A 17,025-nucleotide genomic window follows, 5' to 3' on the forward strand; every position below is an offset into this window, starting at 1 on the left:
CATGAAATCGGAAATTCGTGAGTTTCATTTTGGTCCGCCCAACCTCCGGGCAACGGATGATAGGAAATGTTGCAGTTGTCCGGCGAGGACGTCGTTCGAGACAAGACACGCGCCCTTCCCTGTCCCACAATGCAGCGCAAAGCCGATCGCCAAAACGCCAGGCTCAACTCGCCTGCGATCGGGATGACTGAAATGGGCCGGAAGCTGACGGACTGGTTTTAGGTCAAGGTGCGAAGAAGCGGGCACTCCGCCTACGACCCCATCTCGGACGTAATCCCTATCTGCAATAGCTCCGAAAGCCGACGCTCAGGTGCATCACCAAAGCGGCCGCGCTGCGTCACAAACGGACGGTGCAGGTCACCAAACTTGACGCTGGGCTGGCCAAAGCCGACACTGAGCAGAGAAAAAGAGGAGCACCTCTGTGGGAGGGCCAGACTCCGACTCAGAGATGACGATCAGCTCGCTCCGATCCGAGTTGACGGCGGCGCGCGAAGAAAATCAGGTACGCACCGCGGAGATCGCCAATCTCCTTGAGCAGCAGAATGCGACGAGTGCGATCCTTAGGGTGATCGCCGCATCGCCGACCGACATCCAACCCGTCCTGCAGGTCGTGGCGGAGAGTGCTGCGCGCTTTTGCGACACCTACGACGCCGGCATTTTCCTAGCACGAGACGGGACACTTTTCCCCAAAGCGCACTACGGCCCCATCGCCTTCGACTTCGAACCGATGCCGGTCGCACGCGATTGGGTCTGCGGTCGCGCCTTCGCCGACTGCAAGACTGTGCATGTCAACGACATAGCGGTAGCAGGTGCGGAGTTTCCTGTCAGCCAAACACTTGCCGAAAGGCTTGGCCACCGCACGATGCTCGCAACACCTCTCATGCGTGACACCGAGGCGATCGGCGCGCTCGTCATCAGGCGCATCGAGGTCAAGCCTTTCAGCGAGAAGCAGATCAAGCTGCTGAAGATCTTCGCCGACCAAGCGGTGATCGCCATCGAGAATGTCCGCCTGTTCGACGAGGTGCAGGCGCGTACACGCGACCTCGGCGAGGCGTTGGAGCAGCAGACCGCGACCGCCGATGTGCTCAAGGCAATCAGCCGGTCGGCCTTCGATCTCCAACCGGTACTGCAGACGCTGGTCGACTCGGCAATACGCCTGGCCGGGGCGGACATGGGCGCAATCACGTTGCGCGTTGGCGATACATTGCGGTTCATGGCAGGCGGCGGGCAGGCTGCTGAGCTGCATGCATACGAACGAGCCAACCCACATGTCGTGGGACGAGGGACGTTCCAGGGCCGCGCCGCGCTGGAGGGATTGACGATCCACGTGGCGGACGCGCTTGAAGACCCGGAATACGAAAGGCCGGAAGCGGCAATCATGGGCAGTTTCCGCGGAGTACTTTCTGTTCCGCTGAAGCGGGGTCAGGAGACCATCGGCGTATTCGGCATGGCGCGGCGGGCGATCGGGCTATTTTCGCCGCGTCAAGTCGAATTGGTCGAGAGCTTCGCCGACCAGGCAGTGATCGCCATCGAGAATGTGCGCCTGTTCGACGAGGTGCAGGCGCGCAACCGTGAGGTGACGGAAGCGCTGGAACAGCAGACCGCGACGGCCGAAGTGTTGAAGACGATCAGCAGTTCGGCGTTCGATCTCGATTCCGTGCTGCATACGCTTGTGAAGTCCGCGTCCGACCTCTGTCATTCCGGGATGGGCTACATCTATCTGCGCCAGGGCGACGTGTTGCAGCCGACGGTACAGATCGGATGGAGCCAAGAATTCCAGGACCACATGAACAACCTCCCGGTCACGCCGGGCCGGGGCAGCATCGCCGCCCGCGTTGCCCAGAACGGGTCCGTGGAGCAGATTGCCGACGTTCTAGACGATCCGGAATACACCAACATCGAAGGCCAGCGGCTCGGCGGCTTCCGCACCCTGCTGGGCGTTCCGCTGATGCGTGACGGCGCCGTGACCGGCGTGTTCGTCCTCGCACGCTCGTCGGTCTCGCCGTTCAGTACGCGCGAAATCGAACTGGTGCAGACATTTTCGGATCAGGCGGTCATCGCTATCGAGAACGTCCGGCTGTTCGAAGAGGTCGAAACCCGCAACCGCGACCTAGCCGAGTCGCTGGAACAGCAGATGGCCACCGGCGAGATATTGCGCGCGATCTCCAGATCCCCGACTGATGCGCAGCCAGTCTTCGATACGATCGCCCAGAGCGCTGCCAAGCTCTGCGGGGCGCAATTCTGCTTTGTCGACCGGTTCGATGGAACGCTCCTGCACTTCATGGCCCATTACGGGGTGCCGCCCGAAGCAATCGAGACGATCAATTGGAGCTTCCCAATGGCACCAGGACGTGGCAGCGCCGCAGCGCGGGCGGTGAGCAGCGGCGCCGTTGTGCAAATCCCCGACATACAGGCCGATCCGGATTATCAGGCCGATCCGGATCATAAGATGGGCGCGCTTGCCGATTTCTTGCATTCGCGAAGCACCGTCGCGGTGCCGATGCTCAAGGATGGCGTTCCGATCGGCGTGATCACGGTCGACCGGCTTGAAGCCGGCAATTTTCCCGATCGGCAGGTCGAACTGCTCAAGACCTTCGCCGACCAGGCGGTCATAGCCATCGAGAACGTCCGGCTGTTCGAAGAGGTCGAGTCGCGTGGCCGTGACCTGACCGACGCGCTAGAGAAGCAGACAGCGACCGGCGCAATATTGCAAGTGATCGCCGGGTCTCCTACGGACATTCATCCTGTGCTGGACGCCGTCGCTGAAAGTGCCGCTCGGCTCTGCGACGCCTATGACGCAACGATCTATCTGCTGCGCTCCGACAGGCTGGCTGTGGGAGCGCATCACGGACCGATTCCGATCGACGGCACTGGCTTGCCGGTCGCGCGCGACATCGTTACCGGCCGCGCCGTATTGGACCGGGTGCCGGTCCACGTTCACGACTTGACCATCGCTGGAGAGGAGTTTGCAACTGGCCGAATGATGGCTCAACGTCTTGGTTTTCGCGCGATTCTCGCCACTCCGCTGTTGCAGGAAGGAAAAGCAATCGGAGCGCTTATGATCCGGCGCATCGAGGCGCGGCCCTTTAGCGACAGCCAAATTGGCCTTCTCAAAACTTTCGCCAACCAGGCCGTCATCGCAATCGGCAATGTGCGGCTCTTCGAAGAGGTGCAGGCGCGCACCGCCGAGCTTGGCGAAGCATTACAGCAGCAGACCGCGACCGCGGATGTGCTCAAGGTCATAAGCCGCTCCGCATTCGACCTGCAGAGCGTCCTGCAGACACTTATCGATTCTGCTGTGAGGCTCTGCGGTGCGAAAACGTCTGGCATCTTTATGCGGGACGGCGACGTCTTCCGGCTTGCGGCAGGCTACGACCAAACCCCGGAGTATCGCGCGTATGAAGAGGCGAATCCGAGTCCGATCAGCCGACAATCCTGGGTCGGCCGAACAGCACTCGACAAGGCAGTCGTCCATATTCCGGATGTTACCAAGGACACCGAACATGGCCTTCCCGAAGCTCCGCGACTCGGAGGGTATTCGGCTGTGCTCTGTGTACCGCTCATGCGCGAAGGATCGGTAATTGGCGTCTTCGCAATGACGCGACCCAAACCCGGGCCCTTCACCGATAGCCAGATCGAACTTGTCCAGACCTTTGCCGATCAGGCGGTGATCGCCATCGAGAATGTGCGCCTGTTTGATGAGGTACAGGCACGCACGGCGGAACTGAGCGAGTCACTGCAGCAGCAGACCGCGACCGCGGATGTGCTGAAGGCGATCAGCCGGTCGGCGTTCGACCTGCAGACCGTGCTCGATACGCTGACGGAATCGGCAGTCCTGCTGTGTCGCGCGGACAAGGGCTGCCTCGAACGAATCATCGACGGCAGGTTCGAGTATGCCGCCATCACTGGCTTTCCTACGGGGTTCAGGGAGTATGGCGAGGCCAACCAGACCGAACCCGGGCGAGGATCGGCAGTCGGACGTGCCGCCGAGGAGCGGCGCGTTATCCAAATCAAAGACGTCACAGTGGATCCGGAATATACGCATTCCGCGATAGCTGCCGTCGGCGGTATGCGGACCGTGCTGGCTGTACCGCTGCTGCGAGAAGGCGAATTGCTCGGCATCTTTGCCATGATCCGCACCGAGGTGCGGCCCTTCAGCGAGAGGGAAATTGAACTGGTCAATACCTTCGCCGACCAGGCCGTGATCGCCATCGAGAATGTGCGCCTGTTTGAAGAGGTACAGGCACGCACGGCGGAATTGAGCGAGTCACTGCAGCAGCAAACGGCGACTGCGGATGTGCTGAAGGCGATCAGCCGTTCCACATTCGACCTGCAGCCGGTTCTCGACACGCTGGTGGATTCGGCTGCAAAGCTCTGCGATGCCAGCCAATGCGTGATTTACTTGCGGGAGGGCGACATGCTGCGTGCTGGCGCTACTGTCGGTGCCAACCCGCAAGAAGCGAGTATCATCAGGAACCAGCTTCTTGCGTTCGATCGCAAGACCATCTCGGGTCGGGTCGCACTTTCGGGTCGCGTTCAGAACAACCCGGATGTGCTGTCCGATCCTGAATACGATTTCCCGACCCTGGACGAACACGGCACGGTCCGCGCAGCGCTCGGCGTGCCATTGCTCAGGGATGGGAAGGTAGACGGAGTGTTCTTCATCGGCCGCACTGAGGCCGGCCTGTTCACGGAACGACAGAGTGAGCTCGTGCAGACCTTTGCCGACCAAGCGGTGATCGCCATCGAAAATGTCCGCTTGTTCGACGAGGTACAGGCCCGCACGGCGGAATTGAGCGAGTCGCTGCAGCAGCAGACGGCGACGGCCGACGTGCTGAAGGCGATCAGCCGCTCTACGTTCGACCTGCAGCCGGTTCTCGACACGCTGGTGGAATCAGCGGCCAAGCTGTGCGACGCGGACACGAGCGTCATCTTCAAGCGCGACGGCGATCTCTACCGGTGGTCGGCCGAGTACGGCAATTTGCCTGAAGCCGCGGTTTTCGCCAAAGCCAATCCCTTCGCCGCCAGTCGCGACAGCGTCACCGGACGGGTGGCCCTCGAAGCCCGCGCCGTCCACGTTTCGGACGTGCTCGCCGACCCGGACTACGGGGCAACGCAGCTTCAGAAGCTCGGCGGCTACCGGACCATTCTATGCGTTCCGATCTTGCGCGAAGGCGCGCCGGTCGGCGTGTTCGCGCTGACGCGGTCACAGGTGCGGGACTTCACGCCGAGGCAGATCGAGCTCGTCGAGACGTTTGCCGACCAGTCCGGCATAGCGATCGAGAACGTTCGGCTGTTCGACGAGGTGCAGGCGCGTACCCGCGAATTGTCACGCTCGCTCGAAGATCTGAGGACCGCGCAGGACCGCCTCGTGCAAACGGAGAAGCTCGCCTCACTCGGCCAGTTGACCGCCGGTATCGCCCACGAGATCAAGAACCCGCTCAACTTCGTCAACAATTTCTCAGCGCTCTCCGGCGAACTCATCGATGATTTGAGCAGTGTGCTGGCCGGGGCGCCTTTGGAGGCATCCGTGCGCGAAGAGGTCGCCGAGCTGACAGGCATGCTCAAGAGCAATCTCGACAAGGTGGTCCAGCACGGCAAGCGGGCCGATTCCATCGTCAGGAACATGCTGCTGCATTCGCGCGCGGGTTCAGGAGAGCATCGTCCGATCGACATCAATGCCGTCGTGGAGGAGAGCCTGAACCTTGCCTATCACGGGGCGCGCGCCGAAAAGCCAGGATTCAACATCACGCTGGCGCGGAACTTCGACCCGCAGGCGGGGGATGTCGATCTCTACCCGCAGGAGATCACGCGGGTGCTTCTCAACCTCATCTCCAACGGCTTTTATGCAACGGGCAAGCGGAGCGCCGCGGCGAATGGCGCGGGCTATGAGCCGACGCTCTCCGTCACCACCAGGAGTCTCGGCGACCGTGTCGAAATCAGGATCCGCGACAACGGCACGGGCATTCCGCCGGAGGTGAAGGAGAAGATGTTCAATCCATTCTTCACGACCAAGCCAGCCGGCGAGGGCACCGGGCTCGGGCTGTCGCTCAGCCACGACATCGTCGTCAAACAGCATGCCGGCACGATCGACGTCGACAGCCAGCCAGGCGAGTTCACCGAGTTCCGGATTGTGCTGCCGCGCGCGGAGGCCTCGCTCGCAAAATCGGCAGGTGAAGCATGAGCCTCCTCATCCTGGTCGTCGACGACGAGCCCGACGTCGGGCCGTTATTTCGCCAGCAGTTCCGCCGCGACATCCGAGCCAGCCGCTTCACCATGGAGTTCGCGCAATCGGCGGTCGATGCGTTGGAGCAGATCGACCACGCCGAAGGGGTGACACTGATCCTGGTTCTGTCCGACATCAACATGCCCGGCATGAGCGGGCTCGAGCTGCTGCCGAAGATCAAGGTGCTGCGGCCCGACGTCCCGGTCATCATGATCACCGCCTATGGCGACGCCGAAACCAAGAGCAAGGCGTTGGAGAACGGTGCCGAAGCGCTGCTGACCAAGCCGATCGACTTTTCGGCGCTCAGGCAACAGATCGAAACCCGGCTGGGAATGGTGGGGTGACGGCGCGCATCCTCGTGGTCGACGACGAGCCCGATCTTGAGGTCTTGATCGTCCAGAAGTTCCGGCGTCAGATCCGCGACGGCGCGGTCATTTTCCTGTTTGCCCACGATGGTGTGGACGCCCTGTCCGTCATCGACGGCAACAGCGACATCGACATGGTGCTGTGCGACATCAACATGCCCCGTATGGACGGCCTGTCGCTGCTGGAGAAGCTGCAGCAGGCTGAGGGCCAGCAGCTTTCGACGGTCATCGTCTCCGCTTACGGTGACATGGCCAACATCCGCACTGCGATGAACCGCGGCGCCTTCGACTTCATCACTAAGCCGATCGACTTTGCCGACCTGGAGACCACGATCGCCAAGACCTTGAAGCATCGCGAGGTGCTGCACGAGGCGCATCGGCGGCAAGCGGTCGCGGAGCGCGCGCATGCATCGCTGTCGCGCTACTTCTCGCCCAATCTGGCCGAGCGGCTGGCCGGCGACGCCGACGGGTTGGCGCTAGCCGGACGGTGGCGCGAGGTCGCCTCGCTGTTCACCGACATTACCAGCTTCACAACGCTGGTGGAAACGATCGACCCTGCCACGCTAGGCGCGCTCCTCAACGACTATTTGGCCGGCATGACCGACGTCGTGTTCGCGCATGAAGGCACCGTCGCCAAGATCGTCGGCGATGCGCTGCATGTGCTGTTCGGCGCGCCTGGCGACCAGCAGGACCATGCGGCGCGCGCGGTTGCCTGCGCGCTCGAGCTCGACGGGCTGTCGCAATCGTTCCGCGATAGCTGGCGCGACAAGGGCGTCACGGTCGGTACGACCCGCATCGGCGTCCATGCAGGTCCGGCGCTGGTCGGAAATTTCGGTGGTGGCCGCTTCTTCGACTACACGGCCTATGGCGACACCATCAATATCGCGGCGCGGCTGGAAAGCGCCAACAAGCAGCTGGGCACGCGTATCTGCGTCAGCGGGAGCGCGGCTGCAAGGGTCGACGGCTTCCGTGGACGGCCGGTCGGCGATCTGATGCTGCGCGGCAGGGCCGAGGCGCTGCGCGCGTTCGAGCCTTTGTCGTCAAAGCAGTATGATGATCCTTCGACGGCGAGCTATCTCGAAGCCTTCGGCAGATTGGAGGCCGGCGATGCAAACGCGCTTACGGCTTTCGCCGCGCAGATCGGCAAATGTCCGGACGACCAGCTCGCCAGCTTCCATCTCAAGCGGCTGCTCAACGGCGCCAAGGGAACGCGGATCAGCCTAGACTGATCTTTGCGCCTGTCGCGACCGTGACCGTAAGCCTCGTCGCCGGCAATGTCTGCTTTCACGAGGTGGCAAAGGTGCCCTCAACGGCCGAAACGGGGCGCATTCCAGTCCGGCAGCTTTGGGCCGACAGCAGACCGGCAGCTTCACGGTGCCAAACCTCAAAAAGCGGACATTCAGGTAGTCATCGGCAACTGGCCGGCACCGCACTACAAGCGTCGGCCTTTTCTACGGATGAGTGAACATAGGGTTGCCGCTCGCCGTTGCCGACCTAGGCACCTCTTCCTGCAACACGTCCCAATGCTCAGCCACCTTACCGTTCGCAACGCGGAAAATATCGACCGCGATCATCGGCTTCGGTCCCCAGCCGACATAGCGGCCGTGCACCATCACCAGATCGCCTTCCGCCACGACCATACCGGGCTCATAAGAAAAATCCTTACTCAAGCCGGCAATGAGCCCAGGGATGGCTGACGGGCCGTTCGGAATCGCGGGATTGTGCTGAATATAATCCGGGGCGAAGTATCGCTCCACCACGCTCGCATCTCGATCGATGAACGCGCCGGTCAATGCACAAAGGGCGATCTGTTTTGGCTCTTCCATCAATCTCTCCTGTCTATTGATTTGGGCATTTGGGACACATCGGCAAGCAAGCGGACTACGGTTATCGCCCCTTCAACCGCCCGATCTCAGCGCGAGCCGCGGCAACGATCTCCTCATTGGTCTGTGCTTGCCCCCACAGTCCCCACCCCCCAGGAACCGCTTCCGTGAGAAGCACCCAAGTGCGCGTCTTCAGTTCTGGATCGTTCGCCGCTTTGGCTACGAGGTCGGTCAGTTGCTCGACCACAGCGATTTGCTTGTCGCGGTCAAGCGCACCGGCATTCGTAAGAACCTGAACCCGCACATAATTATGGTCGCCATCTACATTGGCGATGGATTCCTTGGGCATTTCGTGGATGAAGGCGGCCGTGTTCTTACGGAACATCGGAATATCCGGGATCTGCTCCACTGCCTTCACGACTGCAGCGGCATCCTTCGCGAGCTTGTGGATATCTGCAAATGTGCCGGCGACGGCATAGACGTCGATCATGGGCATGAAAGAATCCTTATGGAAATTTAGACAAGGTTCGAGGGACATTCCTCGCTATTCGAATGAACCCTAAACGGTAAATCCCAGCAGGCATTCGACGCGGGTAGCTGGAACCATCGTTGTCGGCAACGACCATCGATGGACAGGCAGCGCGTCAATACTCAAACCATCCTTGAAGAGCTCGGTTCTTTTCGTCGGTGAAGGGCGAGTAGAGGTGCTCGATCACGACGTCGGGTGGTGAGATCAGCATCGACTTGGCGTGGGAGAGCGCGTCGAAACCGTACTTTCCGTAATAGTGGCCCATGCCCGCGGTCCCGGTCCCGCCGAACGGCATGGTCTCCACGAACAGGTGCACATTGACCAGGTTCACTCCGCCTCCGCCGAACGAAAGCTGGCCGATGAAGCGGTCGATCGTCTTCTGGTCCTTGCTGAAGATGAACCCCGCCAGCGGGCGGCCGGGCTTCGCCATGCGCGCCATCGCCTCGTCGAAAGACTTATAGGTCAGGACCGGTAGGATAGGACCGAACACCTCATCCTGCATGATCTTGTCGTCCCAGGTGACAGGATAGACAAGGGTGGGGTCGAGGTAGTGTGCTTCCGGATCTGACTTCCCCCCGGCTACCACCTTATTCGGATCTATGAGCGACGCCAGCCGGGAAACGGCCTTCCCGTTGATGATGCGCGAATAGTCGGAATTCGATTTTGGGTCGTCGCCGAAGAGTTCCAGCAGAGCCTTCTTGGCCTCCTTGACGAAAGGCTCGGCCACGGACTCGTGGACGTAGGCGTAACCGGGTGACGTGCACCATTGGCCGCCCCAGGCCATCGCGCCCCACACGATCTTTTTCGCCGCGTCGGGAATGTTGGCCGTCTCGTCCACGACCGCCGGGTTCATCCCGCCGAGCTCGAGCAGCACGGGCGTGAGGGTTTCCGCGGCGGCGCGCGCGACTACCTTTCCCACATTGGTGCTGCCGGTGAAGAAGATGAAGTCAAACTGCAGCCTCAGGAGTTCGGTGTTCGACTCCTTGCCTCCCGGCACTGCTGTCACGGCGCTCGGATCGAAATATTTCGGGACGAGGTCGAGCAGCGCCTCGGTCGTCGCCGGGAGTGCTTCGCTCAGCGTGAGGATGCAGGTATTGCCGGCCGCAAGCGCCGCCAGCGCCGGGCGGATCAGCAGGAGCAGCGGCCCGTTGAATGGGCCGATGATCAGCGCGACGCCGTACGGCTCGCGATAGATCACGCCTCTGTGGCCGGTTTCGGCGAGGAAGCGGGGCACCGGCGCCTCGACCGGCTTCATCCAGTCCTTCAACTGGCTCTTCTGAACCTCGGTCTCGCCGGCTGAGGCTTGCGTCTCGAAAATGTATTCCTGCGACGCGGTCTTGAAGTCCTTCGCCATCGCCTTTTGGAAGCGTCCCTCGTTCTCCCTGATCATTCTCGCCATGCGGTCGAGCTGCTCGATGCGCCACGCGTACGTGCGTGTCGTCCCTTTTGCGAAGAGGGCCTTCTGCGCGTCGAAGATCACCTGGAATCGATTCATTTGGCCCTCAATCGTATCTTCGGCGGAGTTATGCTCACACGGCGCTCGGCTTGACGCTTTGCAGAACCGTGTTGTCCCAGTAGGCGTCGAGGCGCGAGATGTTGCCGTGCTCGTCGAAGCGCAAGAAATAGGCGTGAGGGATGAACACGACCTGCGCCTTCCTTGCGATGCCGGGAACATCCGCTGGTATCGGACCGCTCATCACCGCCTGGACGGTGACGGTACTGCCCTCGGCGAGTATCTCGACCACTTCGACGCGGAAGTTTGGCACCGCCTGCGGAAAGGCGTGCCAGATGGCGTCAAGGCCCCCTCGGATCGGCACGATGCTGTCACGGCCATAGGGAACGTATCGCCCCTGTGCGTCATTCGCACAAAGAGCGAGCATGCCGTCGACATCGTGCGCGTCGTAAGTAGCGAAGAATTTGCGGGCGATCGCTTTCACGTCTTTCATGTTGTCTCCTAGACGGGGCCGCCGGTCGTCGATGGCTGCTAGGCCATGGTGAGAACCATCCGAAAGCGCGCCTTCCCCGACATCATCTTCGCGTAGGCTTCCGCGGCCCGCTCGAGCGGCATGGTCTCGATCATGGCGGCCACCTCACTCATCGCGCTGAAACGGAGCGTCGTGTCGCCGGCCTTCGGGGTGCCTGTGAGGGCGCCATCGACGCCGAGCTCTTTGAACAGCAGCTCGAACGCCGACAATTCGATCGGTTCCTCGGTCGCGCCCAGCGAAATCACGACGCCACCGCGGCGCAAGCCACCGAGCGCTGCGGCGACCGCCTTGCCGCCCGATGCTGTGGCCAGCACGACTTGTGCGCCGCCCAGCGCCTGCAACGCCTTGGCGACGTCGGCCGCAGAGCCGTCGATATAATGGTGCGCGCCTAGTTTCTTCGACACCTCGGCTTTGTCGCTGCCGCGGTCGATCGCGACAACTTCGAATCCCATGTGACGCGCATATTGCACGGCCAAGTGGCCCAGCCCGCCAAACCCGAACACCGCGACCACATCTCCCGCCCGCGCCGGGGAATTCCGCAGCGCGCTAAAGGTCGTCAGGCCGGCGCACAGCAGCGGCGCCGCGTCGACCGAGGAAAGTTCGTCCGGGACGGCCATAAGGCCGCTAGCCCTGGCGATCATCACCTCCGCGTAGCCGCCATCCCGCTGCACGCCGGTGTAACCTTGGTTTATGCAGTTCACGAGGGCGCCATCGCGGCAGTACTCGCAGTGCCCGCAACTGCCGCCGAGAAAGCCGACGCCGACGCGCTGACCCACAGCCCAGCCTTCGACGCCGCCGCCGAGCATATCGATCCGTCCTACCGCTTCGTGGCCGGGAACCCTCGGCCATTCGATCGGCAAGAGCCCCTCGACCGTCGCGGAGTCGGAGTGGCATACGCCGCAAGCCTCGACGCGGATGCGGACATGCCCGGCCGGCGGATCAAGCAGGCGCTTTTCCGTCACCTCCAGTTTGCCCGGGCTGACCGCATGTACAGCACGATAGGTCAAAGCGCCTTTCATCACCGGTCTTCCTTTGCGCTGTTGCGCACGTTTGAAACAGACTCCAAGGACGCCTGTGCCGCCAGCTTTTCTGCCAACGGTCGAAGCGTTGCCTCGACCGCAATCACGCGAGCCGGCTCCAAGGATCCCGCACCGACCTTCAGAAGGACGATAGCTCGAGGAACTTTGCCCAAGTTACCGAGCGCGATGCGTACGCTCTTGTGCAAAGAAGACATCTTTTGGCAATTCGAAACGAAACGAGCAAAGTTCGGGCCGAGCGGCAGCTCAGCCGCTTATTTATGACTTCGGAAAGATTTCCTTCTGTCGCCGCCAAGCGCCCGGGCTGATGCCGCGCCGACGCGTATAGGCGTTCGTGAAGTGGCTTTGATCGGCAAAGCCGCATGCGCGTGCAATCTCGGCAAGCGAAAGCCTGCTGTCGCGCAACAGTCCGTGTGCCTCATCTAGCCGGCGTCGGAGCAGCCACTGGTGTGGCGATAGACCAGTCGAATGTCGAAATGCGCGCGCGAAATGGCCGACCGATAGCGAGCATTCCTTCGCGAGTTCCGCCGTAGAAACATCTTCTTCAAGATTTGCGCCCATGAGCTCTTTCGCACGCCGTTCCTGCCAGGCGGCGAGACCGCCTTGCCGACGCGCGATGGTTCTCATGCCTCCATACGTGTGGGCGATATGAAAGCCCAGAGCGAGGCTAATATGATCCGCGAAGAGCTGGGACACCCGATCGGGATTGTCAAACGCAGGCAAGAGCGGTCGTGTAAGTTCCGCGACGACTTGATCCATGACACCCACGCCTGGAGTGAATGTCAGGTCGGAGACCCTTGACGCGTCTGCGTCGTCGGCGATTGCATTTAGAGTCTTACGCGGCAAAAAATAGTTCACGGAGTCGAGGGGATCGTGAAAACAAAATTGAACGCTCTGGCGCAAATCATGAAACACGACGCCGCCTGCACCGAGTATTTCGGTCTTTACCGGCTTACCATCTAACCAAAGCTCGCGAGAGTTTTTTCCACTTATCTGTATGACGATCATATAGGCATCTTCACGAGGCAGGGGGTTTGTGATTGCGTCGAAAGGGAGGTCCCGTCTGCATCGCGTCGCGGCAAGCGAATTGTTTTGAATGGTCTTGATGACGGGGATCCGCTGGTCGGGCAGCCCCAATACTTGCTGCATTCCTCTGCTGAAGATGTGCTGATTCGTCATCACGCTTGCCGGCGCTGCGGGCGAAGTTGGCCGATCACTGACCGGATTGTGCCAGCGGCCAGGCTTCGCAGCCGTTCCGGAGACCAGCCGGCGCGAGCCCGCAGGGCCAGGCTGTGCAGCATCGCGCCGAGCTGGGCGGCAAGCAGTGGCAGATCGGCTGGGCTCGTAGCGATCAACCCCTGCTCGAGCTCCAGGCGTCGCAGGAAAAAAGCGTCAATCGACTCCAGCGCCTGTTCGAGAATGGTGTGGCAGACCGGGTTGATCAGCGCCTCCGCTGGCGCCGTACAGAGCATGAAGCATCCGTGCGGGCCGTCTCTAGTGTAAATGTCGATGGCCGCATCGAACGCAGCGGTCAGCGCCGGGCCCAGGTCGGCGATCCTGATCGCCTCGCTCATCCGCGCATTCATCATCGCGGCGAACTCCGCCGCGGCTTGCACGTAAATCGCGTCCTTGTCGCCAAACGCCGCTGCCAGGCTGGGTCGATTTAGGCTGGCCGAACGCGCGATGCCATCGAGCGAGGCGCCGGATAGGCCAGTGGTCCAAAGCCGAAGCCGCATCTTGGTCAGGGCCTCCGCTTGGTCGAACTTGCGAGGTCGTCCGCCGCGCCCGGCCGGTTTTGTGCGGTCTCGCATAAGACGCTCACTCGTTTTATGCGAGATTGTACAAAACGTAAGCTGATTTGGCCAGTCCTCTATCCAGCCAGCAGGCAAGCCGAGGAGGACGCGGCGTTTCTCGGTCAGAGCAACAGTGAAGCCCTTACTTGTCCGGCATGATAAAAAACGCGGCCTATTCACGGGGCATCATGGCGCTTGCGGCCTCTGAATTCAAAAATCGCAGCAGGCAACTAACCCTGCATTCCGCCCCCGGCCTCGTGCGCGGTCGGCGGGGTTTTCCCAGAACGAAACGGCGCGCTTGTGGCCGCCTTTCACGCAGAAACAGACAAAACGCGCGCCTGCAGGAAATACGACTGCCGGAATGATGTCTATCTCATCGGGACCAACGTTAGCTGTCGTTAGGAAACCGCTTATCTGAGAAGGAACACATCTATGCACGTCAAAGCTGTCTGTCTCGGCGCAACACTTGCCCTTTCCATTTTTGGTGGTCAGGCGCTGGCCGGCGCACTGAAGGAGCCGAACACCATGAAGCCGTTCTATACCGATGCCAGCATGAAAACCATGAAGCCGCTCGAGGAATTTAAGGCCGTCTTCTTTGGCATGCCGGCCGAAAAGCAGGCACAGATGAAGGGTGAGTGCGCAGGCGAGGTAGAGCAGCCGTTCACCGCCTTCTGCGCGAACGTGAATACACTCGGAGGCCACAACTAAGACTGCGTTCATAACCGAACAAAATGGCGCGGCCGACGGCCCGCCATCGCCCCTCTGCGTGTGAATGCCTGCTAGTCGGCCGACACCAGTGTTTCGTTTCTCTTTGAGAGCGGCATATGAAATTCGGCCGATACGGAATGTTTGTGAGGTTTCGATAGGGAAAGGCCATACGGCGATGCGGCAGACGTTTCTTCTTCGATCGATCTCGAGTTTGGCTCCCTGGCAAACAGCCTCGTGCGGCTCCTTGAAGCAACCGAAGCAGCTCGCGCATGCCCAGGAGGCGGCAGAGACAACGCCGGCCACCGCTTCATCCATTGCTCGTGCTCGATCTTTCATCGACCGCAACCTGCACCGAACCATCCACGCGAGCCGACCTCAATGCCGTTGCGAGGCGGAGCACGGCGCAGCGCGAGACCCTGCTGCGTTGCTGAGGCGCGCAATCATCGAGGAAATCCCTCGGCTGCGCCGCTATGCGCGCTCGTTGCTGTGCGATCGCGACGCGGCGGACGACCTCGTGCATGACTGCTTGGAAACGGCGCTGTCTCATATCGAGGGTTGGCGGTCGGGCAATTCGCCGCGACGCCAGTTATTCACGATTATGCACCAACTCTTCATCGATCAGTTGCGTCGCACCAAGCGCCATCTCCCTGCCGAAGCGCTGATGCCCGAGAAGCTTGAGGCGGTCGCCGCTCCGGCCCGGCAGCCCGATAAGATCGCCTCGGCCGAGGTGCTGTCGGCCCTGCAGCAGATTGCCCCAGAGCGACGCGCCGCGCTGACGCTGGTTGCTGTTGAGGGCCTTTCTTATGCCGACGCAGCGAACGTGCTTGGCATTTCGCTCGGCACGCTTGCGTCGCGGATTGCAGTGGGAAGAGAGGAACTGCGATCGCTTCTGGACGACAACTCGCGTCGATGAGCGCGGGGTCGAAGGGATGAGGGGATGTCAGAGCACGACCAAGTCGTCTCCATCTTGATTATGACTTTGTTGCCTCAAACTCTACCACGTAGCTTCCGAAGTCCCGCGCGCTGGAAAGCCTCAAATATCCAAGAAGCCGCAAGGACCTACAATAAAGATGGGAAAGACGCCCTTAATCACATGCGGTGCCGGACAGCCCAGCACACTGTCAAGATGGAGCCATCAGTGACAAGCGAATTTTCCCTCCCCCTCTCCCGACGGCAGGCCCTTGTGGCTGGGGCGACCGCATCTCTCGTCATAGCCGCGCCGTCCCTCGCCGCAACCAAAAAGCACCCAAACACGCCCAATGGAGCAGTTCCCGTGACCGAAGAGTACGTAAGGACAAAAGATGGCGTGGACATATTCTGCAAGGATTGGGGTCCGAAACACGCGCAGCCAATCGTGTTTCATCATGGCTGGCCGCTGTCTTCAGACGACTGGGACACCCAGATGCTGTTCTTCCTCGCAAACGGCTACCGCGTCATCGCCCACGACCGCCGCGGTCACGGCCGCTCCTCGCAGGTCAGCGAGGGTCACGACATGGACCACTACGCAGCCGACGCGGCTGCGGTGTTCGAGCATCTCAACCTCAAGAACGCCGTCCACATCGGACATTCGACAGGCGGAGGCGAAGTGGCCCGTTATGTCGCAAAATTCGGCGAGCCGCAGGGCCGCGTGGCCAAGGCCGTCTTGGTGAGCGCTGTCCCGCCGCTGATGCTGAAGACGGATGCCAATTCAGGTGGCCTGCCGATCGAAGTCTTCGACGGCCTACGCAAGGCTCTTGCGGATAATCGCAGCCAGTTCTTCATCGACCTGCCGACCGGGCCGTTCTACGGCTTCAACCGTCCGAATGCGAAGACGTCGCAGGGCCTGATCCAGAACTGGTGGCGGCAGGGCATGATGGGCAGTGCGAAGGCCCATTATGAAGGGATCAAGGCATTTTCGGAAACGGACCAGACCGAAGACCTTAAAAGGATCAAGGTCCCGACGCTCGTGATGCACGGCGACGACGACCAGATCGTGCCGATCGACGATGCTGGCAAACTATCGGTCAAGCTCCTGAAAAACGGCACTATCAAAATCTATCCGGGCTATCCGCACGGTATGCTGTCGACCAACGCCGACGTAATAAATCCGGATCTGCTTGCCTTCATAAAGAGCTAAGCCGACAGCGTGGGGAGGCCCGGCTCGACCTCGCCGATCTGTTCGCTTTCCCCAGTCCGCAAGAGCCGGGCAAGTCGATCCTCGTCATGAACATACATCCTTTGGTCGGCGTGAACCCGCGTAGCCCGTTGCGGTTAGCACACTTTGAACAAATGTTCCGCAGCCTGACGTTTACCGCGGCAGCGAGTATCTCATCTGCGAGCGGAGTGTGTGCTCCGCGCGGGGCGGAGCTTACTGGGGTGGGAGCTGAGCGGGTCGTATTGCGGCCGACTGCATATCCTCGCACGGATTGAAGTGAAGGGCTTGAACGGCGGATACGCGACATTGGTCGTGGTGGAGATGTGCTACCGCGACCTCCAGAGCGGTCGTCTCAAACGTCCCCTTTTAGGCGGTGGCGACGCTAACTTTGACGACCGACATGCGGCGCATTACCGCCCGACAGC

The 17,025-nt window shown here is 61.2% G+C and carries 13 protein-coding genes; 6 read left to right on the forward strand and 7 right to left on the reverse strand.

Features of this window, described 5'->3' with window-relative positions; genetic code table 11:
- Window positions 1–448 precede the first annotated feature (448 nt).
- From H0241_RS33605 to H0241_RS33615, 3 genes are read left to right on the forward strand one after another with little or no spacing between them, the layout of a single operon-like run.
- On the forward strand, window positions 449–6,184 hold the full coding sequence (locus H0241_RS33605; protein WP_181062016.1) for a GAF domain-containing protein: 5,736 nt from the start codon (window positions 449–451) through the stop codon (window positions 6,182–6,184).
- Window positions 6,181–6,570 carry a response regulator gene (locus tag H0241_RS33610; RefSeq protein WP_181062017.1) on the forward strand — a complete coding sequence of 130 codons (390 nt, stop codon included), beginning with the start codon at window positions 6,181–6,183 and terminating at the stop codon, window positions 6,568–6,570. The genes H0241_RS33605 and H0241_RS33610 overlap by 4 nt, the downstream gene beginning before the upstream one ends.
- Window positions 6,567–7,820: an adenylate/guanylate cyclase domain-containing protein gene (locus H0241_RS33615; RefSeq protein WP_181062018.1), complete on the forward strand. Its 1,254-nt coding sequence runs from the start codon at window positions 6,567–6,569 to the stop codon at window positions 7,818–7,820. Before H0241_RS33610 ends, H0241_RS33615 begins: the two co-directional genes overlap by 4 nt.
- Window positions 7,821–8,042: 222 nt before the next feature.
- Here the strand turns inward: H0241_RS33615 and H0241_RS33620 are convergent, their stop codons facing one another.
- From H0241_RS33620 to H0241_RS33650, 7 genes are all read right to left on the reverse strand, one after another.
- Complete coding sequence (locus tag H0241_RS33620; RefSeq protein WP_181062019.1) at window positions 8,043–8,417, reverse strand: nuclear transport factor 2 family protein; 375 nt, start codon at window positions 8,415–8,417, stop codon at window positions 8,043–8,045.
- 61 nt (window positions 8,418–8,478) lie between these two features.
- Window positions 8,479–8,910 (reverse strand): tautomerase family protein, encoded by a 432-nt coding sequence (locus tag H0241_RS33625; protein WP_181062020.1) that lies wholly within the window; start codon window positions 8,908–8,910, stop codon window positions 8,479–8,481.
- Between the two features lie 148 nt (window positions 8,911–9,058).
- Window positions 9,059–10,438 carry an aldehyde dehydrogenase family protein gene (locus H0241_RS33630; protein ID WP_181062021.1) on the reverse strand — a complete coding sequence of 460 codons (1,380 nt, stop codon included), beginning with the start codon at window positions 10,436–10,438 and terminating at the stop codon, window positions 9,059–9,061.
- A 34-nt stretch (window positions 10,439–10,472) separates the two neighbouring features.
- Window positions 10,473–10,889: a nuclear transport factor 2 family protein gene (locus H0241_RS33635; RefSeq protein WP_181062022.1), complete on the reverse strand. Its 417-nt coding sequence runs from the start codon at window positions 10,887–10,889 to the stop codon at window positions 10,473–10,475.
- 38 nt (window positions 10,890–10,927) lie between these two features.
- Entirely contained in the window at window positions 10,928–11,947 is a 1,020-nt protein-coding gene (locus tag H0241_RS33640; RefSeq protein ID WP_181062023.1) for an alcohol dehydrogenase catalytic domain-containing protein, read from the reverse strand.
- A 276-nt stretch (window positions 11,948–12,223) separates the two neighbouring features.
- Window positions 12,224–13,144 carry a helix-turn-helix domain-containing protein gene (locus tag H0241_RS33645; protein WP_181062024.1) on the reverse strand — a complete coding sequence of 307 codons (921 nt, stop codon included), beginning with the start codon at window positions 13,142–13,144 and terminating at the stop codon, window positions 12,224–12,226.
- Window positions 13,144–13,776: a TetR/AcrR family transcriptional regulator gene (locus H0241_RS33650; RefSeq protein ID WP_181062025.1), complete on the reverse strand. Its 633-nt coding sequence runs from the start codon at window positions 13,774–13,776 to the stop codon at window positions 13,144–13,146. Before H0241_RS33650 ends, H0241_RS33645 begins: the two co-directional genes overlap by 1 nt.
- Window positions 13,777–14,190: 414 nt before the next feature.
- On the opposite strand from H0241_RS33650, the gene H0241_RS33655 reads away from it, so the two are divergent.
- From H0241_RS33655 to H0241_RS33665, 3 genes are all read left to right on the forward strand, one after another.
- Window positions 14,191–14,466: a hypothetical protein gene (locus H0241_RS33655; protein WP_181062026.1), complete on the forward strand. Its 276-nt coding sequence runs from the start codon at window positions 14,191–14,193 to the stop codon at window positions 14,464–14,466.
- A gap of 244 nt (window positions 14,467–14,710) precedes the next feature.
- On the forward strand, window positions 14,711–15,379 hold the full coding sequence (locus H0241_RS33660; protein WP_328824959.1) for a sigma-70 family RNA polymerase sigma factor: 669 nt from the start codon (window positions 14,711–14,713) through the stop codon (window positions 15,377–15,379).
- A gap of 213 nt (window positions 15,380–15,592) precedes the next feature.
- Window positions 15,593–16,582: an alpha/beta fold hydrolase gene (locus H0241_RS33665; RefSeq protein WP_181062041.1), complete on the forward strand. Its 990-nt coding sequence runs from the start codon at window positions 15,593–15,595 to the stop codon at window positions 16,580–16,582.
- The last annotated feature ends 443 nt before the right edge of the window (window positions 16,583–17,025 follow it).

Source organism: Mesorhizobium neociceri (assembly GCF_013520985.1).
GTDB lineage: Bacteria > Pseudomonadota > Alphaproteobacteria > Rhizobiales > Rhizobiaceae > Mesorhizobium > Mesorhizobium neociceri.